This is a genomic window from Bacillus sp. SDLI1, from assembly GCF_001553895.1.
Taxonomy (GTDB): Bacteria; Bacillota; Bacilli; order Bacillales; family Bacillaceae; genus Bacillus; species Bacillus siamensis.
In genome coordinates, this window is the sequence record NZ_CP013950.1 from 3036962 (window position 1) to 3055813 (window position 18852).

19 protein-coding genes and 5 pseudogenes are annotated in these 18852 nt (G+C 44.3%); 16 read left to right on the top strand and 8 right to left on the bottom strand.

What is annotated here, in order from left to right; genetic code table 11:
- The first annotated feature begins 11 nt into the window (after positions 1-11).
- A complete protein-coding gene (locus AUL54_RS14755) occupies positions 12-218 on the top strand; it encodes a DUF1657 domain-containing protein (RefSeq protein ID WP_060964341.1) in 207 nt (68 codons plus the stop codon).
- A gap of 32 nt (positions 219-250) precedes the next feature.
- Entirely contained in the window at positions 251-1111 is an 861-nt protein-coding gene (locus tag AUL54_RS14760) for a DUF421 domain-containing protein (RefSeq protein ID WP_060964342.1), read from the top strand.
- 278 nt (positions 1112-1389) lie between these two features.
- Here AUL54_RS14760 and AUL54_RS21975 read toward each other — a convergent pair whose 3' ends face one another.
- The 3 genes and pseudogenes from AUL54_RS21975 to AUL54_RS21410 form a co-directional block, all read right to left on the bottom strand.
- On the bottom strand, positions 1390-1533 hold the full coding sequence (locus AUL54_RS21975; RefSeq protein ID WP_235588375.1) for an SMI1/KNR4 family protein: 144 nt from the start codon (positions 1531-1533) through the stop codon (positions 1390-1392).
- Between the two features lie 29 nt (positions 1534-1562).
- Positions 1563-2025: pseudogene (locus AUL54_RS20810) on the bottom strand (HNH/ENDO VII family nuclease); the annotation flags it as partial.
- A complete protein-coding gene (locus AUL54_RS21410) occupies positions 2018-2185 on the bottom strand; it encodes a hypothetical protein (protein ID WP_162492438.1) in 168 nt (55 codons plus the stop codon). The pseudogene AUL54_RS20810 and the gene AUL54_RS21410, both read right to left, overlap by 8 nt.
- Positions 2186-2580: 395 nt before the next feature.
- Here AUL54_RS21410 and AUL54_RS14770 point away from each other — a divergent pair, with 395 nt between their 5' ends.
- Positions 2581-3933 (top strand): IS1182 family transposase, encoded by a 1353-nt coding sequence (locus AUL54_RS14770; protein WP_060964344.1) that lies wholly within the window; start codon positions 2581-2583, stop codon positions 3931-3933.
- Between the two features lie 133 nt (positions 3934-4066).
- Here AUL54_RS14770 and csn read toward each other — a convergent pair.
- A pseudogene (gene csn, locus AUL54_RS14775) lies at positions 4067-4899 on the bottom strand (chitosanase).
- A 134-nt stretch (positions 4900-5033) separates the two neighbouring features.
- Positions 5034-5495, bottom strand: coding sequence for a DUF2691 family protein (locus AUL54_RS14780; RefSeq protein WP_060964345.1), 462 nt, complete (start codon positions 5493-5495; stop codon positions 5034-5036).
- A gap of 75 nt (positions 5496-5570) precedes the next feature.
- Here AUL54_RS14780 and AUL54_RS14785 point away from each other — a divergent pair.
- The 3 genes and pseudogenes from AUL54_RS14785 to AUL54_RS14795 all read left to right on the top strand — a co-directional run bounded on the left by AUL54_RS14785 (position 5571) and on the right by AUL54_RS14795 (position 7853).
- Positions 5571-6259, top strand: a pseudogene (locus AUL54_RS14785) (class I SAM-dependent methyltransferase).
- Positions 6260-6296: 37 nt separating this feature from the next.
- Positions 6297-7412, top strand: a complete 1116-nt coding sequence (locus AUL54_RS14790) for an NAD(P)/FAD-dependent oxidoreductase (RefSeq protein ID WP_060964346.1) — start codon at positions 6297-6299, stop codon at positions 7410-7412.
- A gap of 66 nt (positions 7413-7478) precedes the next feature.
- Entirely contained in the window at positions 7479-7853 is a 375-nt protein-coding gene (locus tag AUL54_RS14795; RefSeq protein ID WP_003151888.1) for a nucleotide excision repair endonuclease, read from the top strand.
- A gap of 39 nt (positions 7854-7892) precedes the next feature.
- Here the strand turns inward: AUL54_RS14795 and AUL54_RS14800 are convergent, their stop codons facing one another.
- Positions 7893-8165, bottom strand: a complete 273-nt coding sequence (locus AUL54_RS14800) for a DUF1648 domain-containing protein (RefSeq protein ID WP_060964347.1) — start codon at positions 8163-8165, stop codon at positions 7893-7895.
- Between the two features lie 123 nt (positions 8166-8288).
- Here AUL54_RS14800 and AUL54_RS14805 point away from each other — a divergent pair, with 123 nt between their 5' ends.
- The 3 genes and pseudogenes from AUL54_RS14805 to AUL54_RS14815 all read left to right on the top strand — a co-directional run bounded on the left by AUL54_RS14805 (position 8289) and on the right by AUL54_RS14815 (position 10343).
- Entirely contained in the window at positions 8289-8819 is a 531-nt protein-coding gene (locus AUL54_RS14805) for an SdpA family antimicrobial peptide system protein (RefSeq protein ID WP_060964348.1), read from the top strand.
- 32 nt (positions 8820-8851) lie between these two features.
- Positions 8852-9668: pseudogene (locus AUL54_RS14810) on the top strand (sporulation-delaying protein SdpB family protein); the annotation flags it as partial.
- An 84-nt stretch (positions 9669-9752) separates the two neighbouring features.
- The gene (locus tag AUL54_RS14815) at positions 9753-10343 is read left to right on the top strand and encodes a sporulation delaying protein family toxin (protein WP_060964350.1); all 591 of its coding nucleotides are present in this window, start codon (positions 9753-9755) and stop codon (positions 10341-10343) included.
- Between the two features lie 32 nt (positions 10344-10375).
- Here AUL54_RS14815 and AUL54_RS14820 read toward each other — a convergent pair whose 3' ends face one another.
- Positions 10376-11302, bottom strand: coding sequence for a MerR family transcriptional regulator (locus AUL54_RS14820; RefSeq protein ID WP_060964351.1), 927 nt, complete (start codon positions 11300-11302; stop codon positions 10376-10378).
- Between the two features lie 193 nt (positions 11303-11495).
- Here AUL54_RS14820 and frlB point away from each other — a divergent pair, with 193 nt between their 5' ends.
- The 5 genes from frlB to AUL54_RS14845 all read left to right on the top strand — a co-directional run bounded on the left by frlB (position 11496) and on the right by AUL54_RS14845 (position 16544).
- Entirely contained in the window at positions 11496-12482 is a 987-nt protein-coding gene (gene frlB, locus AUL54_RS14825; protein ID WP_016938024.1) for a fructosamine deglycase FrlB, read from the top strand.
- Positions 12483-12562: 80 nt separating this feature from the next.
- Positions 12563-13831, top strand: a complete 1269-nt coding sequence (locus AUL54_RS14830; protein WP_060964352.1) for an ABC transporter substrate-binding protein — start codon at positions 12563-12565, stop codon at positions 13829-13831.
- Between the two features lie 57 nt (positions 13832-13888).
- Positions 13889-14767, top strand: coding sequence for a carbohydrate ABC transporter permease (locus AUL54_RS14835; RefSeq protein ID WP_060964353.1), 879 nt, complete (start codon positions 13889-13891; stop codon positions 14765-14767).
- 3 nt (positions 14768-14770) lie between these two features.
- Complete coding sequence (locus AUL54_RS14840; protein WP_060964354.1) at positions 14771-15673, top strand: carbohydrate ABC transporter permease; 903 nt, start codon at positions 14771-14773, stop codon at positions 15671-15673.
- Positions 15674-15686: 13 nt separating this feature from the next.
- Positions 15687-16544 carry a fructoselysine 6-kinase gene (locus AUL54_RS14845; RefSeq protein WP_060964355.1) on the top strand — a complete coding sequence of 286 codons (858 nt, stop codon included), beginning with the start codon at positions 15687-15689 and terminating at the stop codon, positions 16542-16544.
- Positions 16545-16568: 24 nt separating this feature from the next.
- Here the strand turns inward: AUL54_RS14845 and frlR are convergent, their stop codons facing one another.
- Positions 16569-17297: a transcriptional regulator FrlR gene (frlR, locus tag AUL54_RS14850; protein WP_060964356.1), complete on the bottom strand. Its 729-nt coding sequence runs from the start codon at positions 17295-17297 to the stop codon at positions 16569-16571.
- Positions 17298-17477: 180 nt separating this feature from the next.
- Between frlR and AUL54_RS14855 the strand changes: the two genes are divergently transcribed.
- Together AUL54_RS14855 and AUL54_RS21520 are read left to right on the top strand one after the other, a co-directional pair.
- The gene (locus AUL54_RS14855) at positions 17478-18581 is read left to right on the top strand and encodes an ABC transporter ATP-binding protein (protein WP_060964357.1); all 1104 of its coding nucleotides are present in this window, start codon (positions 17478-17480) and stop codon (positions 18579-18581) included.
- A gap of 15 nt (positions 18582-18596) precedes the next feature.
- Positions 18597-18785 (top strand): annotated as a pseudogene (locus AUL54_RS21520) (two-component sensor histidine kinase); the annotation flags it as partial.
- Positions 18786-18852 lie beyond the last annotated feature (67 nt).

Below are 18852 nucleotides of genomic sequence, written 5' to 3' on the forward strand. Positions count from 1 at the left end.
AGGTTGTACACATGACAGTTGGAGCTCAGGTAAAACAATGCTTAGCCAGTCTCAAGAGTATTGAAGCAGGTCTGTCGGCTTTAGCGCTCAAATCTCAGGATGAAGAAGCGAAACGTCTTTTTCATGAAACAATGATGATGAGTGAAGAAGTGATTTTAGATCTGAAAAAACGGGTCGGCGAGCTTGAACGAGATGAATATCAATATAAAGGATTCTGATTTGAAAGTATTATAATGGAGGAGGGATCAATGTGCCTGATTGGTTAGATATTGTCATGCGCTCTTTTATTTTTGTAGTCGTTCTGTTTGTCATGACGAAAATGCTGGGCAAAAGACAATTGGCAGAGCTTTCAGTTTTTGAATATATCTCGGGAATTACAATCGGGGGCATTACATCCGAGGTGGTAATGGGTCTTGAAAGAAACATCATTAATGCTATTATCGCCATTTTTATTTTCTCATCCGTTTCTTTCTTGGTAGAGTGGATCTCATTAAAAAATAAAAAAATTCGTGATTTTCTTGAAGGAACCGGAACAGTTTTTATTAAAGATGGAAAAATTATGGAAGATAATTTAAAAAAAGAAAAATACTCAGCTGATGAGCTGTTGGAACTTTTACGCAAAAAGAATGTATTTAATATTTCTGATGTTCAATTTGCCATGCTAGAACAAACCGGTGATTTGAGTGTGCTGTTAAAAAAAGAACACAGACCGGTCACAATCAAAGATTTACAGATGCCTTATCAGTCAAAGAAAGAGCCTCAAACCGTAATCATGGACGGAGTAATTTTAGACGAAGCATTGACTATAGGTGGATTAAATCGGCGCTGGCTGCACGAAGAGCTTGAAAAATTAGGTGTTACAAAAGAAAACGTTTTTCTTGGACAAGTTGACTCAGATGGACAATTAACTGTGGATCTGTATGATGATAAAATTAAAATTCCGACTCCTCAGGAAAAACCTCTATTATTGGCAACGTTAAAAAAATGTCAGGCCGATTTGGAATTGTTTGCTCTTGCGACTGACTCAAAATCGGCTAAAGCCATGTACGCCAAAAATGCAAATAAACTAAAAGATATGATACAAAAACTTGAGCCTTCCTTACATGACTGATGTATGCTATCTTTGAACCTCGATCTCTAATATTTTTATGGTTAATGAATGATCAATATCTCTGACAGAGGCGTAAAATATCTTTTTTGCCTTAGTTCATTCATTAACCAGTTTTCAACTCTAAATTAAATGCTTTTGCTTAATCGTCCCAATCTTCATCCTCTTCCCAGTTTTCTTTTTTTAAAAGCAATCTTTTTTAGAAAAATTCAATAAAGCTATCGGATAACTTGTTTTGGTGTCCAAGCACTCTATCCCAAATAAAAACCGGACATTCATTATTACTGTTCATTTTGTTTTGTATCTAAGGCATATGCAAAAAAATCTATATCTTCTATTACAACAAGTCCCTCAGATAAATTATAATGAGTACGATATTCTTCTGTGGTTTCAACTACAGAAGCTCCACCATAGTCATACCCCAAAGTATCAATACCATATAAACCATTCCTTTTTATTTTTCATATTGTTTTGCTCTCCACTTCCAATACCTATCTCGGAAATTATCCAAAACTGGATCGTTTCTAAAGCTTTCGCCGTCAGATTCTATATTTAGTATGTAAGCTATTTGGAATTTCAAGCATTGGGCCAGGTTCTTCTTGAATCAAGTGATGTAAATTAATCTGTGTGCCATCTTTTGCAAACGGAGCGTCACCATTTTTCATCAGTGAAGATTCGTAAGGCCTTTACGATTGATTAAGATCGATATCTTTCATCGTATATACTCTACGGCTTACATCTTTAATTTTACCTTTCGCTTTTACATTTCCCTTTATTTCATATGCTTCATACTTCTCTTTATTTAACCAAGGTGGGTTTATCTTTTGCACAGTAAACGGCTTTCTGCTTTCATCTAATTTTTTAGCAAGCTGAAGCAGCCTGTCTTTTGCGCTCACATCGTTGATGACATTATACGGCGCCACCTGCTACAACTACATCTTCTCGCATGACAAACGGTTTAATTGCTGTTAGTGGATCAGGAGTTTCATCCAGTTTTTTAGACCCTTTTTTAACCGCTGCTTTTCCGGCTGCACGTCGAGCCACTCTTTTTCCTAATGTGCCGTTTTTTTGCTGCATTTACATCTCTAAGAAGCTTGGCCGATTTGTATAGTGCGGATCTGATTTTATTTATATTCAATACCATCATTCCTTTATTTGTATATCTTTTAAGTACAACAAAATAAGATGTGGGTACACCCACAAAACACCCACGATTTTATGAAAATCAATGATTTAATAAGACCAATAATTATTATAAATGTTTAAATATCAACTCTTGAAAAGGGTTATGATATATCAAAATACTCAAAAATAATCAAGTTCTAAATGGAAGGCTCCATCGGTTAATAGTAAAACCCCGCCATGTGGCGGGGTCAGGCTGTCGAGAAAATCTCGACAGCCTTTATTTTTCCTTAAAATATCCATTCTCCTGTAATAAAATAAAAGAAAGACTAAAAAGGACGGTGTCTTTCATGTTCCACACAAGAAATTCTTCTCAAAACACAGCCGAATTTGTTCTGCTTGACCAACTCGTCGAAGAAGATCATCTGCTTCGAAAAATTGATAAACACATAGACTTCTCTTTTATCATTGAAAAGGTTAAGCCTTACTACAGCGAAAACAAAGGCCGCCCCTCACTCGATCCGCTGATTTTATTCAAAATGATGTTTATCGGATACCTCTATGGTATCCGTTCAGAAAGACAGCTCGAAAAAGAAATTTACTACAATATGGCGTACAGATGGTTTCTCGGATTGAACATAAATGACCCCGTTCCGCATCACTCCACCATCAGCTGGAACAGACGCACACGCTTTAAAGATACAACCATCTTCCAAGACATCTTTGATGAGATCGTTCTTCAGGCCATCAATCATGACATGGTGGGCGGACGAGTTCTATTCACTGATTCAACTCATCTGAAAGCCAATGCCAACAAGCATAAATACACAAGAAAAACAATTGCGCAGGATACCCAAAACTATATCAAGGATTTAAATGAAGCTATACAAGAGGATCGGGAGGAACACGGAAAAAAGCCACTAACAGCCAAAGAGGAGGTGAAAGCTGAAAAAGAGATCCGCCACAGTACAACCGATCCGGAAAGTGGATATATGTATCGTGAAAATAAACCGGAGGGTTTCTTTTATTTAGATCACCGAACAACGGATATGAAACATAACATTATCACCGACGCCTATGTCACGCCCGGAAATGTCCATGATTCTGTGCCTTATCTTGACCGATTGGATCACCAAATCACACGATTTGGTTTTCAAGTAGAAGCCGTCGCCCTTGATTCCGGATATTTAACGACTCCGATCTGTAAAGGATTAGCTGACCGCCATATTTTTGGCGTTATTGCCCATAGACGATATCACCCTGCCAGAGGCTTGTTTCCAAAATGGAAGTTTCATTATGACAGTGAAAAAGACAGTTACATTTGCCCGAACCAGCAGGTACTTACATATTCAACAACTGACCGAAAAGGCTACCGGTCATATAAATCAAATCCTGAAATCTGTTCCGCATGCCCATTGCTTGAACAATGCACAAAGTCAAAGAACCGCCAAAAGGTCATCACCCGGCATGTATGGGAGGACCACAAAGAAAAGGTCAGACAAAATCGCTTGTCTGTTTCAGGAAAAAACCTCTATAAAAAAAGAAAAGAAAAAATAGAGCGAAGCTTTGCAGATTCAAAACAGCTGCATGGGCTTCGCTATTGCAGGTTGAGGGGAAAACGAAATGTGAGCGAACAAGTCCTCCTCACAGCCGCATGCCAGAATATGAAGAAGATTGCCACATACCTAGCCAAGCAGGGCTAGGTATGTGGGAGCTCTTTTTCTGCATCTGAAATCAGATGAATATCTAAAAGAAACAGCACAAAACAAAAAAGCTTGTAGAAAAAACATCGTTTTCTCTACAAGCTGACCCCGCCATGTGGCGGGGTTTTTTTGTTTATTGAATCGTGAAATTTCCGTATTCGCTTGACCGGACATGAATCGGCCCGTTTAAATTGTAGTTCTTCTCTTTGACAATATCGCGGAAAACGTCGACACGGGCAACCGATTCTCTCCATTCATCCTGGGTATCCTCATCTGACGGATTCATCAGATCGTCATAGCGCACATCCAAAAATTTATTCAGCCATTTCTTCTCGTCCGTTCCGTCTTTCGGTGACCCGCCCATTTTTTTGTTCGTGCGTTTAATCAGGGCATAAAAGGAGTCTGGATCATCGCCGTCGCCATGCTGAATCACCGTATCGTACATCACTGCTTTTGCCAATGCCGTTTTCAGTCCGGCTTGCTCTGAACGTTTCATCGCCGGCTGATAATACAAGCTGTCATTTACCTTATCTTGGGCAGCGCGGAAGGCCTTATCATTGCCAAGTGAGCGCCAGGCAGAAGCGAATCCTTTCAGATTGCTGATGTCATCGCTTTCGTCCTTTGCAAGACGCCGTAATTCAGGCAAATACTTTTTCAGTTATTCGGCACCGCTTTCGTGTATACTTCGACTACTTCCAGCGCATCTCCGGTAGCCGTCGTATAGCCGGCCCGGCCGCAGGTGTAACCTCTTCCGTCATCCAACGCTTCAACATAGCCGTATTGGATTTCCGTCTTTCCGTTTTCAAAGATGCTGGTCAGCTGTTCCGCCCGGCGCTTCTGATCCTTATTCAGCCCGGCCGCAAACACCGTACCGCTCATCATCAGGGTAAAAAACATGGTGAAAATAAGAGATGAAACCGCCGTCTTCTTCCAAAAAACTGCTTTTTTCTTCAACCTGATTTTCATTTCATACCCCTTTCATATGTAAGTTACGCACTCAGTTTACATGAGGGGTGTGTTTTTTTGTTGAAAACACACGAATTTGTCAATATTTTGAATCATAAGCCCTATCCGGCGCTTCATAAAAAGAACCACCTTCATCAGACAGACAATCTCGTTCTCGCATCATTCTCATCTGTAACATAGTCAACGCGGTGAAACCCGCATTGTACAGCCTGCTGAAAAAGAGCTTCGAGCATGTCCGGATCTTTGCAATATAACGTTACATACGAGCAATCCGCGATGAGAAGCACAAGTTCACAGGAACTCTCCACATACTCCGCGTACGTATCGATTTCCGTTACCATCCCGCTCGGGAAAGCTTTCAATTCAGCAAAAATCATATAATAAGGGTTTCCTTCCAGACGCTGACGGAGTTCTTGACCCTCAATGATGCGCTGATTTTGCGGAAACAGCTCTGTATCGGTGTCTTCTTTGAACTCAGTATACGCCTCTCCATCACCGATAAACCACGTATAGGAAGAGATGGGGAACGGTTTTAATATATCTGCCGCAAACCGTCCGAATTGATTTGGGATGTTAAAGGTAATGCCGCGTTTCATATTTTGTCCTCTCTCCTTTTGGCTTTTGAATATTATGGTATACTAGTTGGATAAATATTGAAAGGACTTGACGGTATGACAACACGATACGGAATTGATGCGCCTTATGGGGCTTTTGGGTTTATTTTACTTGCGATCCTTTATGCCGCAGGCACGTTATGCGGCATGATTCCTCTTTTCTGGGGCTGGCTGACGGGCGCCTTGTTTTTAGTGCTCGGACTTTGGATGCTCTTGTATTCAACGGCCATTAAACTTTTACACCGCCATCGCATTCTGGCGCTTTCCGGTTTAAAGCCGGACATGAAGGTGCTTGATATTGGGACGGGACGGGGGCTGTTAGCCATCGCCGCGGCTCAAAAAGGCGCTGGCGTCTCAGCGATTGACAAATGGTCAGGCTGGGATCTGGCCGGAAACGGGAGAGACGCATTTGAAAAGAACAGACGGGCAGAAGGAGCGCCGGAAATCGATTTGTATGACGGACTCGCGCAAGACATGCCGTTTCCTGATATGTCATTTCGCATTTTGTCGTACACAACATTTCAGGCAGAAAAGAGAGGGAACGGGCGATCGCGGAAATGGCGCGAGTGCTGAAACCTGGCGGCACATTGGCTGTGTCAGATATTAAAAATACGTCTCAATACAGAAAGCTTCTTGAGGAAAACGGCTTCCAGACAAGGACCTATTCCTTTTATTATACGTTTCCGTTTTCGAAACTCATCATTGCCGTCAGGACTCCGGTAGGAACCGGGCGCTCCATTTGTTAAAATAAATAAGACAAAACAGATAGAAAAGGTGTTACACATGAAGTCTTATATCATTATCGGGGCCGGCATTCTCGGTGCGTCAGCGGCTTATCATCTCGCAAAGGCCGGTGCGGATGTAACGGTCATTGACCGGAAACACAAGGGGCAGGCGACTGACGCTGCGGCGGGGATCGTCTGCCCATGGCTGTCACAGCGCCGCAATCAGGCATGGTATGCGATCGCAAAAGGCGGAGCCCGTTATTATAACCAATTGATACAGCAGCTTGAAGCCGACGGAGAAACGGACACCGGTTATCAAAAGGTCGGTGCCGTCAGTCTCCATACGGATGAAAAAAAGCTCAGCCAAATGGAGGAAAGAGCTTATAAAAGAAGAGAGGACGCTCCTGAAATCGGTGACATTACAAGGCTGACTCCGGAAGAAACGAAGGCATTGTTTCCTGCGCTGTCGGAGGAATACGGAGCGGTTTATATCAGCGGTGCGGCCCGGGTGAACGGCAGGGCGCTTCGTAAGGCGTTGTTAAACGCTGCCGTTAAGCACGGCGCGGCTGTTTACAATGAAGAGGCGTCAATATTGACAGAGGACGGTGCCGTCATCGGTGTGAAAACCGCAGAACGCACGCTTTTGGCCGATCAGGTTCTCGTAACGGCCGGCGCTTGGGCGAGAGAGCTGCTTGAGCCGCTCGGCATCCGCTTTTCAGTATCGTACCAAAAGGCGCAAATCGTTCATTTAGAGCTTCAGGATGAGGATACGGGCGGCTGGCCGGTCGTCATGCCTCCAAATGATCAATACATCCTCGCGTTTGCAAACGGCCGGATTGTAGCGGGCGCGACTCATGAAAACGATACCGGCATGGATTTGCGGGTGACGGCCGGCGGTCTCCGCGAGATTTTTGATAAAGCATTAACCGTGGCGCCGGGGCTTTCAGATAGTACTTTGATGGAGACAAGAGTCGGTTTCCGGCCGTTTACTCCCGGTTTTCTACCCGTCATCGGCAGACTGCCGAATATCAGCGGACTTCTCGTTGCCAACGGGCTGGGCGCCTCAGGGCTGACGAGCGGGCCGTATCTGGGGGCTGAACTGGCGAAACTCGCGCTCGATCAGCAGACAGAAATTGATTTGAGCCTTTATGATCCGGCCGGGGCGCTTGAATAAAAAATAGCTTTTAGCGCATTCTTATGATAGGATGGAGCTTTAATGAATAAGAGGACGTGACCCATTTTGATAAAAATAAACCTTCCTGCTCCTGATGTAACCATTACGGAACGGCAGCAGTCACCGTCGGAAAATGAACCGGCGATTAAAGCGATTTACGGTTTCATTGATTTTCACCGAATTCCGAGAGACAAAGGCGGCATATTTATGTTTTATAACATTCATGATGAGCTGCTGTTTGTCGGGAAAGCCCGTAAATTAAGACAAAGAATCAAAAAGCATTTTGAAGACAATGTGTCGCCTGTTAAACATCACAGGGACGAAGTGTATAAAATTGAAGTATGTGTCGTCAATGATCCGATGGAAAGGGAAATTTACGAAACGTACGCGATCAATACCCTTCAGTCGAAATACAACATTGAGAAAGTATTTTATAAATAAGGAAAACCGGAGCCCTTCAAGGCTCCGGTTTTATTGTTGTTACAGTGCCAGCCACAGCACCGCGATGTGGACGATCAGCAGAAAGTATACGACGAGGAATAACTGGACGATCCGTTTTCTGAATAACATACAGACAACCATAAGCACGGGTAAAATCAGAACGCCGGCCGTTTTATTAATAGCTGTATTCGGACGGTTCGACACGTCATAGTGAATGGCCATATCAGCAGGAAGCAACGGATAAAACACAATCGACAGAATAAAGGCGAGAGCCACAGCTCCCCACAGCACCTTATCATTCATCAAAAACATATGAACACTCCTTTTTTACATATAATAGTATATTAGTCCGAAAAATCTAATTTATCAATATTTTACCTGTTGAATGGTGTATAATCATGTCAATGAAATTTCCAAACAATAGGAGGGTTTCGATTGACTGACAAGAAGCAAACCGGCATGTTTTCATTCTTTCTTTTTATCATGGCCGCCTGGATCATCGTTTTGTTTTTAACCGTTATCGCGGCACTGCCAAGCTCCGCCATCCAATTAACCAAACATCAATCCAAAACCGTTTCTATGATTTATCCGCAAAGCTGGGGGTTTTTCAGTAAGGATCCGAGAGAAGACAGCCTGAATATCTATCTTCTTGATGCCGGGGAGGAGCTCAGATGGCCGAATAATTCTCTGAAAAACGTGATCGGTTTAAATCGGCACGGACGGACGCAAGGGATAGAACTCGGCCTTATGCTGGAAAAGCTGCCTTCCAAAGAAAAGTGGAACGACTTCACGGCCGGCCAAGACTTTAAGAATACCACATTTTTGAAGATGAAAAATGAGTCTCCCTCCCCAAGGCTGAAAGGAAAAATGATCATTACATATGAACGCATTACCCCATGGGCATGGAGCAGCCATACTGAAACGAAACGAACCATCAAAAAATACATCGGAGTGGATGTCAATTGATTCAGGATGCAAAAAAGCAGCTCACCTTATGGATGATGAAGAATCCGCCTTGGACAAATGTGTATGGTCTTGCCAGAAGTTTAATCGCGCTCGGCACGCTTCTGACATTGCTGTTCAATCCGGCATCTGTCTTCTTTAAAACGCAAAATCAAATGCTCAGCTTTTCCGATACGTTCAGCCTGTTCTTGCTGTTTCCCGATTTCCGTTACATTGAGGTCGTCAAAGCCGTTTGTATCTGTATTTTAATTCTGGTTGTCATTGGCTGGCGGCCCCGCCTAACCGGTTTTTTTCACTGGTGGATTTCATACAGCTTCCAAAACTCTGCCGTTACCCTTGACGGGGGAGATCAGGTGGCTGCCGTCTTTACGCTGCTGCTGCTCCCCTTGACATTAACTGATCCGCGGAAATGGCACTGGTCTCCGTACGAAGCGTCTTTTGAGAAAAGGCCGCTTGAGCCTTATTACCGTTCCTTATGCTGGGCGACACTGACAATCATCAGAATACAGGTCGCGATGCTGTACTTTAACTCCGTCATTGCCAAACTGATGGAAGAAGAGTGGCAGAACGGCACCGCCGTTTATTACTATTTGAACGATCCGATGCTGGGGCTGCCGGATGCGCTTCACAGTCTGTTTGACTTTATGTTGCAGTCAAAGCTTGTCATCATCCCGACTTGGGGCACGCTCATTGTGCAAACTATTATGTTCTGCGCTTTGTTCGCTCCGAAAAAATATTGGCGCCTGATCTTGTTTATATCCATTTTTATGCATGAAATTTTTGCTGTCATGCTTGGACTTACCTCATTTTCCATTACAGTGTCTGGTATTTTGGTCCTGTTTTTGGTGCCGGCAGAGAAAACAGTAGCTTTGAACCATTACAATCCCTATTTTATCAGATACAATTTTCTCAATAAAAGGAAAAGGAGGAAATTATATGGTTAAAAGTAAAAGGTCAGCAGCCGCCATGCTGTTGGTGTTTGTTTTAATGGTCGCATTAGTCGGCCCGCATGCCACAGCGCAAACGAAGCCAGCCGTCTCTTATTCGGGTGAAGACATTTTTTCCGGCATCTTTTTTGGACAAGGTGAGGTCGCAAAGCTTCTTCCCGAGGTGTGGGATACCAAAGCTGTCAAAAAGATTAATCAGGACGAATTAAAGCAAGTTTCCGATCAGGTGATCGCTGATATTAAAAAGTCATCGCCGGATTATTTTAAAAAGTTAAAAACGGCTGTCTACAGCGGCGATTATGAGAAAGTGAACAGCGTCATTGATCAAGGTTCGCAGATTATGGCGAAAGTGCTGAAAGAAGAATTTGACAAAAAAAGCATGGACAAAGGAAAATCAACGGCCATCGGCCAATGCGCAACGGCAGTTTGGGTGTTTTTAAACGCGGCAGCCGCCATTGAGACGATCGCTCTTGCGGTAGCGGCCATCATTTTGACCGTAGCAAGCGTTGACGAAGATTCCGACTTAGGCAAAGAGCAGCTCATCGCTAATGTCGTGGACCGCATTAATGCGCAGCACTGAAGCTGAAGAAAGAAACGCTAAGGAAATCGGCCTTAGCGTTTTTTTATTTGCAGCATCTTTTTTAAATATGCCTCTGAATCAAAGCCGAGCTCCTCGTCGGCTTCTTTTTTCAGTTCAAGCTGAAGGCGCACGTATTTGTCATAGGTCGGACTGAGCTTTTGAAGGAGATTGCTGAAAGGCGAACCTGCCTTAAGTGCCGGCAGATCCGAAGCGGATTCACCGACCTTGATCAGGTTTTCTCTGTATTCTTCATCTGTCTGCACTCTTTTTACGAGCTGAATGATTGTGTTTTTATGAGTGTCCCAAGTAGCGGGGTCTCTCTCCAAAATCCGCTCGATGAATTGGTCATGCTGGACTTTGTGCTGCTGGAGCTGAGCCGGATCCTCGCTGCCGACCAGTTGCATCATCGGGTGTGCGGCCGGCACTTCTTCCATATCATCCAATACTTTAATAAGCTCTGCCCATGTCGTTTTTTTCTCATCTGTATCAATAGAAAAGTCGAGGAACGGTTCAAACAGCGCGGCGATAAATTTTCCGAAATCTCCCGGGAACAGTTTTTTCAGCTGAAGCCCCATATACTTCGGTTCGTCTATTTGGACTTCGCCGATGTCATGTAAAATGGAATCGACATTTTCTGCACCCTCCACGCGTTTGAGCAGCAGTTCGGTGAGTTTCCGTTCCTGCTCAAGCCCTTCAATCTGCCGGCTGAGCTTTTGATGCTGCTGCTGCAGTATCTCATGCAGGCTGCTGCCCTCTAAGAGGAACGCTTTAATATCGCTTACGGACAGTGCCAGCATTCGGAGGGCGGCAATCATTTTCAGTGTATTTACATCCTTTGCGGAATACTCACGGTATCCGTTATCAGGGTTTTTGCTGACGGTGATTAAACCTTCCTGCTCGTAATATTTGATGGCTTTTTTCGTGAGACCCGTCTGCCGGGCGGCTTCTTTTATATTCATTCTGCATCACTCCCTGCTTTTATTCTAAACGTGTCTCTAAGGGTCAGGTCAAGAGAGTGCGGGAATAAAGACAATCTCGCTTTATATTTTAGAAATTTCAGAAAATATAATTGACAACACACCTTTATTGCGATTAATATAACAATATATAATGTTATATAACGTTATATAATAAGAATAAGGAGTGAAGGATTTGAGTCAGGCCACAGCAAAAGTAAATCGTGAGGTTCAAGCTTTCTTGCAGGATTTGAAAGGGAAAACCATTGACCATGTCTTCTTTGTCGCTTGCGGAGGGTCTTCGGCCATTATGTATCCGAGTAAATATGTGTTTGACAGGGAGTCAAAATCAATCAGCTCAGACCTTTACAGCTCAAACGAATTTATTCAGCGCAACCCTGTTCAGCTTGGTGAAAAGTCTCTTGTTATTTTGTGCTCGCATTCGGGGAATACCCCGGAAACAGTTAAAGCTGCCGCGTTTGCAAGGGGCAAAGGCGCACTTACGATTGCGATGACGTATAAACCGGAGTCTCCTTTAGCACAGGAAGCGCAATATGTTGCCCAGTACGATTGGGGTGATGAGGCGCTTGCGATCAATACGAACTATGGCGTTTTGTATCAAATCGTTTTCGGAACCCTGCAAGTGTTAGAAAAAAACACGAAATTTGAGCAGGCAATTGAAGGCTTAGACCAATTACAGGCTGTGTATGAAGGAGCCCTTAAGCAGGAAGCTGACAACGCACAGCAATTCGCAAAGGCTCATGAAAAAGAAAGCATCATTTACACAATGGCAAGCGGTGCAAACTACGGTGTCGCTTACTCCTACAGCATCTGCATTCTCATGGAAATGCAATGGATTCATTCCCACGCCATTCATGCCGGAGAATATTTTCACGGACCATTTGAAATCATTGATGAATCCGTTCCATTTATTATCCTGCTCGGCTTAGACGAAACAAGACCTCTTGAAGAGCGGGCGCTTTCCTTCTCGAAAAAGTATGGCAGAAAGCTCACTGTGCTTGATGCCGCATCTTACGATTTCACTGCAATTGACGATTCAGTTAAAGGCTATCTTGCCCCGCTCGTCCTCAACCGTGTGCTGAGAAGCTACGCAGACGAACTGGCAGAGGCGAGAAATCATCCTTTATCTCATAGAAGATACATGTGGAAAGTTGAGTATTGATCTGAAAATGAGGAACCATTATGCACTAGACTATAATGTTATATAACATTATAGTCTAGTGTCCAGAGGAGGCCAACCCTTTGAAGAAAATGTTGTTGTTCTTGATCATTGCAGCTGTCAGTTTGCTCACCATTGCAGGCTGTTCGAGTCAGAGCAGTTCAGCGGACGGAAAGGTGACATTGAAATTTTTCCACAGATGGCCGAAGGAGCCGGAAAAAAGTTACTTTCAAGAGGTTGTAAAGGAATTTGAAAAAAAGCACCCGGATATCGACATTCAAATTGAATCCGTTTTGAATGACTCCTATAAAGACAAAATTAAGGTTATGCTGGGAACCACCAGTCCTCCAGACATTTACTTCTCTTGGAGCGACGAGTTTGCTTTTAAATTCATCAAAGGCAATAAAGCACTTGATCTCTCGTCCTACTACAAAAATGATACCGATTGGTCATCACAGCTCGTTCAATCGCAAATTACACCATTTACTTATGAAAACAAGCAATATGGCGTGCCGTGGCAAATGGACGCTAAATCATTCTTCTATAATAAAGACATTTTTCAAAAACTGAACCTTAATCCGCCGAAGACATGGGATGAATTAATCGATGTGTCAAAGAAGCTGAAAGCACATGGCTACACACCGATCAGCTTCGGCACAAAGGCAACTTGGACAATCTCCCACTATATCGGCACGCTCAATCAGCGGATGGTCGATGAAAAAACCCGGGAAAAGGACTATAACGCCAAAACAGGTGAATTTACCGATGAAGGCTATGTAAAAGCACTTGAAAAGCTTCAGGAGCTGATGCCTTACTTCAATAAACATGTAAACTCCGTCGACCACGAATATGTAAGGCAGCAATTTAAGAGCGGAAAGTCGGCGATGATATATGCGGAAACAGCGGAGATCAAGCTGGTTGAACCGGTGAATCTGGGGATGTTCCCATTCCCTGAAATCAGCGGGCAAAAAGGATCTTCAGAAGCGTTAACGGGAGCGCCGGAAGGATTCATGATTTCCTCAAAAACAAAACATCCGAAGGAAGCGGTGGAATTTTTGCAGTTTCTGACGTCGAAGAAAATGGGGGAAAAGCTCGTCAAAGATGTCGGAAAATACAGTGCGGTGCAAGGAACGGCAACTGAAGAAAATTCTACAGCCGTCCAGCGTGAAGCCGTTCAGCATATTGTTGATGCCAAATCAATGGTTCCATGGTTTGATATGGATGTCGATGTTGAAGTCGCAGATGCGTACCTAACGAGCGTCCAGCAAATGCTTGGCGGCGACATGACACCGGAGCAGGTGATGCAGACCGTTCAAAAAGCAGCGAAGCAAGTGAGGGCGCAAGCTGAATAAATCAAAGAAAAGGTGAAGCTTTGCACCTTTTCTTTTTATAAAGGAGATGAGATATCCTTGGTCAATCAGAATAAAATAATCCCCTATTTGTTTTTGGTGCCCGCTCTCGTTTTTTTACTTTTCGTTTATATCCCGATTTTTGAGAATGTCTTCCTCAGCTTGTTTCAGTGGAGCTCTTTTTCTCCGGAAAAAACGTTTATCGGCTTGAAAAACTATGTGGAACTGTTTCATGATCCTGTCTTCTACCAGGCACTTTCCAATAATGTGCTTTACGCCGTGATCTCCATTGTATGCCAGGTATTTGGCGGTTTGATTTTGGCGGCGGTGCTTGAGGATAAGCTGGTCAGAAAGTGGTCGCCGTTTTTTCGCACCGTTTTCTTTTTGCCGGTCGTCATCTCTATGACGGTGATCGCGCTTTTGTTTGATTTTATTTACAACCCTGAGACGGGGCTTTTGAATCAGCTGCTTCAGGCGGCAGGTCTTGATCAGCTGACGAGGGCTTGGCTTGGGGAGGACAGCACGGCTATGCTTTCTGTTATTTTCGTGTCTCAATGGCAATCTGTCGGTTATATTGCGATGCTGTACATTGTGTCGATCCAAAAAATACCGGATGAACTGTATGAAGCGGCCCGGCTTGACGGGGCGGGAAAAATTCAGCAGTTTTTTCACATTACCGTTCCCCAGACGAAAGAGATGTCTTTTGTGGCGGTCGTCATGACGCTGACCGGGGCTTTTACGGTATTTAATGAACCGTACATCTTGACAGGCGGCGGGCCGGGCAACGCTTCAGAAGTTTTAAGCACGTTTTTATATAAAAGCGCCTTTACAAAGGATATGATGGGCTATGCCTCAGCGATTGCCACCGTTGTGTTAATCATTACCCTCGCATTGTCGCTCATGCAAATGAAGTTCTTTAAAACCGGAAAGGAGGATTAACAGATGCTGCCCCAGAAGAAGACAGATTTGTTCAGATTGGAGCCTGTGCCTGACCGGCGCATTGAGGAGAAAAGAAAGCCTAGACGAAAATGGTACATCGGAGAAACGTCTGTGTGGGTTTTTCTGTTTCTTTATCTGATTGCGATCGCCTACCCGCTTCTATGGATGGTGATGAGCGCTTTTAAAAACTCGGACGATATTTTTGAGCACAGCTGGTCGCTGCCGTCTTCGTGGCATCCGGAGAACTTTGTGTCGGCCTGGAATCAGGGGATTTCTTCTTATTTTATGAACAGTGTCATTGTCACGGCGCTGACGTGTGTGATCACTGTCTTTATCAGTGCATGGGCGGCGTATGGACTTTCCCGTTTTGAGTTTAAAGGAAAAGGATTCTTTTTGGTGCTGTGTCTTGGCGGATTGATGCTGACGCCGCAGGTCAGTCTTGTGCCGCTTTATTCTATTATTCAGTCGCTTGGCCTGTACAATACGTATTGGGCGTTGATCCTCCCGTATGCGGCTTACCGGATTCCATTCACCATCATTTTGATCCGCTCTTATTTTCTTTCTATTTCAAAAGAATTGGAGGAGGCGGCTTATTTAGATGGGTGTTCGAGTTTCGGAGTATTTTTCAGAATTTTCTTACCAATGAGTGTGCCGATCCTGGTCACCTCCGGCATTTTGACGGCTTATCATACGTGGAACGAGTTTATGTTTGCGATTATTTTCATAGATGATGAAAATTTGCGGACCATTCCAGCCGGGCTGATGCAGTTCAGAGACGCGCTGCAGACAGATTGGGGCGTCCTGCTGGCAGGGTTAACGATTTCAGCAGCGCCGATTATCATTCTATTTTTATTGATGCAGAAATATTTTGTCCGCGGGATTGCAAGCGGAAGTGTAAAAGGTTAAAGGGGGAAGAGAAATGAAATTGATTGCGGTCGGAGATAACGTTGTCGATTACTATAAGGATCAAGAAACGTTCTACCCGGGAGGAAATGCCTTGAACGTCGCTGTGCTTGCCAAACGGCTCGGGCACGAGGCTTCTTATATCGGAATTGTCGGCAATGACGAAGCTGCGGCACATCTTTTGAACGTACTGAATTTAGAGAAGGTTAATGCGGATTACATCCGCCAAGCGCATGGAGAAAACGGAATGGCCATTGTCACCCTTGATGAACAGGGGGATCGGATTTTTGTCAGGTCAAATAAAGGCGGCATTCAGTCCCGGCTCCGGCTCGTGTTCCAGGAGAAAGATCTCGCCTTTATCAGCAGTCATGATCTGCTGCATACCAGTGTGTACAGCCGGCTTGAGAACGATCTTCCGCAGCTGTGCGGGCTGATCCCGGTCTCTTTTGATTTTTCAACCAATCGGGAGGATGATTATTTGAGAAAGGTCTGTCCTTATGTGACGTATGCGTTTTTTTCAGGAAGCGATTTGAGTGAGTCAGAGTGCGGTGCGCTTATTGAAAAAGCACATGGGTACGGAGCCAAATTCGTTTGTCTGACCCGCGGGAGCCAGGGAGCGATCCTGTCTGCGGGAGACCGAATCTATCATCAGCCGATTGTGGAAATTGATATAATAGATACACTTGGAGCGGGAGATTCTTTTATCGCTGGTTTTTTGACTGCCTTTTGTGAGAAGCAGGACATAACGCCTGCTTTGCGCCAAGCGGCGGAAACGGCTGCGAAAACTTGCAGCGTGTACGGGGCTTTCGGCTATGGCCATCCTTATCGCTTGGAGGATGACGGGGGAAGCAGTGAAAAAACGAGAATACTGTAAGCAGTGTCTCGTTTTTTATGCCTATTAAGTGTAGGGGCTGTTGATGGTAAAGGTGACACGGTTTGTGTGCATCAAAAACAATGAGCAGTAGATTGGCTGGTCATTTGATGTAAAAGCCGTTTTATCAATTTCAAACAGCGCATCGCCGATATCGCAATCCAGGTATTTGCTTTCCTCCTGCTGGGCATATACGACATTTAATAGCTTCGTATTGTGAGTCGGAACAACTTGGTATTGCTGTTTCAAAATATCATGCATGGATACGCCGTCAGCAATAAACGTATCAATAGTGGGAAACAGATCCAGCGGATAATGTGTCACTTCAAAGGTGAGCGGCTGGTCATCGTTATATAAAATCCGTTTTAGTTCAACGACAGGGCTCTCGGGATTGATTTGAAGCTTCTCAGCAATGAGGTTTGCCGCCGGAATGATCTCATGGGACAGCACATGGTGCTTCGGTTTTTTTCCGGTTGATTCCATAAATTCCGAGTAGCCGTTTACTGCAATCAGCTCCCGTTTTAATTTAGGGCTTTTAACGAACGTTCCTTTTCCCTGCTGCCTGATCAGATAGCCTTCTTCGACTAAATCGAGAATGGCTTTCCTGACGGTAATGCGGCTGACATTATACTTGCTGCAAAGCTCGTTTTCAGTAGGCAGCTTGGCAGCGGGAGAATACACGCCCTTTTTGATATCATCAGTGATGATTTGTTTCAGCTGAATGTATAAAGGTGTAGAACTTCCATTGTTTAACAAAAGGTAGCCTCCTTTTAACCTGTTATTCATATTATAATGTAATATGACGTTATAATACAAATTCGCATTTATTATTTTAGGAATATAGCAAAAATAGGAATTGATTATTTTAAAAATAACAGAAAGACCGAGTTGTTTCCAGTGACGAAATAACAGATGAAAAGATAGGGGGAATGTCTGATGGCTTCATTAACATTTGAACATGTCAAAAAATCATATCACTCACAATTAACGGTGAAGGACTTTGATTTAAATGTAAAGGATAAGGAGCTTTTGGTGCTGGTGGGGCCGTCAGGATGCGGAAAATCGACCACGCTGCGGATGGTGGCGGGACTGGAAAGCATCTCTGAAGGAAACCTTCTCATTGATGGGGAGCGGGTCAATGATCTCCCCCCGAAAGAACGTGATATCGCGATGGTATTCCAAAACTATGCGCTTTATCCGCATATGACGGTTTTTGATAATATGGCGTTCGGATTAAAGCTCAGAAAGATGTCCAAACAGGAAATCACCGAGCGGGTTCATGCCGCAGCTCAAATTTTAGAGATTGAGCATTTGCTGAAGAGAAAACCGAAGGCGCTCTCCGGCGGGCAGCGGCAAAGGGTGGCGCTGGGCAGATCGATTGTGAGGGAGCCGAAGGTCTTTTTAATGGACGAGCCGCTTTCCAATTTGGATGCGAAGCTGAGAGTGACGATGCGTACAGAAATCAGCAAGCTGCACCAGCGTTTAGAGGCCACCATCATTTATGTCACACATGACCAGACCGAAGCGATGACAATGGGCGATCGGATTGTCGTGATGAATGAAGGAGAAATCCAGCAGGTGGCGAAACCTCATGACATTTATCATTATCCGGCAAATCTGTTTGTCGCAGGTTTCATCGGCTCTCCCGGAATGAACTTTTTGAAAGGCGTCATAGAAGAGCGGCATGGCGAGCTGTTTTTCACAAATCCTTCGATCCGGCTTCACATTCCTGAAGAAAAAGCGAAGCGGCTTAGACAAAAGGGTTACGCCGGAGAACAGATGATTGCCGGCATCCGGCCGGAGCATATCACACACATGACAGGGAATGAACAGCTGTTTGATTCAGTGTGTAAAGCGAAGGTGGAAGTGAATGAAAATCTGGGATCGGAGCTGATTGTCCATGTCACAAGCGGGGACGAGCGGCTGACGGTGCGCCTGGATGGGAACACGCGAATTGCCGCAGGCGATTCGATTCAGCTGGCAGTGAAAATGGATCACGCCGTCTTTTTCGATGCGGAGACGGAAGAGGCTGTGTATTAGGAAAGGTGCTCTTGAAAAGGAGCACCTCAGATTGGGGAACTGATCAAGTCGGTAATGTTAATTAAAAGAACAACATACCGCGAACTGGAACTCAAACAGCAAAAGGAACTCCTGCATAAAGTAAAGCATGATATGAATACACCTTTAACTGCTGTCAGACTGCACTTATTTTGCTTAGAAGAGTTTGCGCATTCATATATTGTAAAGGCAGAAAAAGCTGACAAGTGATTCCGTCAGCTTTCTCTTGAATGTCAGGCTGCATCATCCCGTT

What these genes read in the sequence shown, in the direction of transcription:
- AUL54_RS14845 (WP_060964355.1), top strand. Translation starts at nt 15,687, where the DNA reads ATGAAATTGATTGCGGTCGGAGATAACGTTGTCGATTACTATAAGGAT.
- AUL54_RS14815 (WP_060964350.1), top strand. Translation starts at nt 9,753, where the DNA reads ATGGTTAAAAGTAAAAGGTCAGCAGCCGCCATGCTGTTGGTGTTTGTT.
- AUL54_RS14755 (WP_060964341.1), top strand. Translation starts at nt 12, where the DNA reads ATGACAGTTGGAGCTCAGGTAAAACAATGCTTAGCCAGTCTCAAGAGT.
- AUL54_RS14780 (WP_060964345.1), bottom strand. Translation starts at nt 5,495, where the DNA reads ATGAAACGCGGCATTACCTTTAACATCCCAAATCAATTCGGACGGTTT.
- AUL54_RS14840 (WP_060964354.1), top strand. Translation starts at nt 14,771, where the DNA reads ATGCTGCCCCAGAAGAAGACAGATTTGTTCAGATTGGAGCCTGTGCCT.
- AUL54_RS21410 (WP_162492438.1), bottom strand. Translation starts at nt 2,185, where the DNA reads ATGCAGCAAAAAAACGGCACATTAGGAAAAAGAGTGGCTCGACGTGCA.
- AUL54_RS14800 (WP_060964347.1), bottom strand. Translation starts at nt 8,165, where the DNA reads ATGTTTTTGATGAATGATAAGGTGCTGTGGGGAGCTGTGGCTCTCGCC.
- AUL54_RS14770 (WP_060964344.1), top strand. Translation starts at nt 2,581, where the DNA reads ATGTTCCACACAAGAAATTCTTCTCAAAACACAGCCGAATTTGTTCTG.
- AUL54_RS14790 (WP_060964346.1), top strand. Translation starts at nt 6,297, where the DNA reads ATGAAGTCTTATATCATTATCGGGGCCGGCATTCTCGGTGCGTCAGCG.
- AUL54_RS14820 (WP_060964351.1), bottom strand. Translation starts at nt 11,302, where the DNA reads ATGAATATAAAAGAAGCCGCCCGGCAGACGGGTCTCACGAAAAAAGCC.
- AUL54_RS14855 (WP_060964357.1), top strand. Translation starts at nt 17,478, where the DNA reads ATGGCTTCATTAACATTTGAACATGTCAAAAAATCATATCACTCACAA.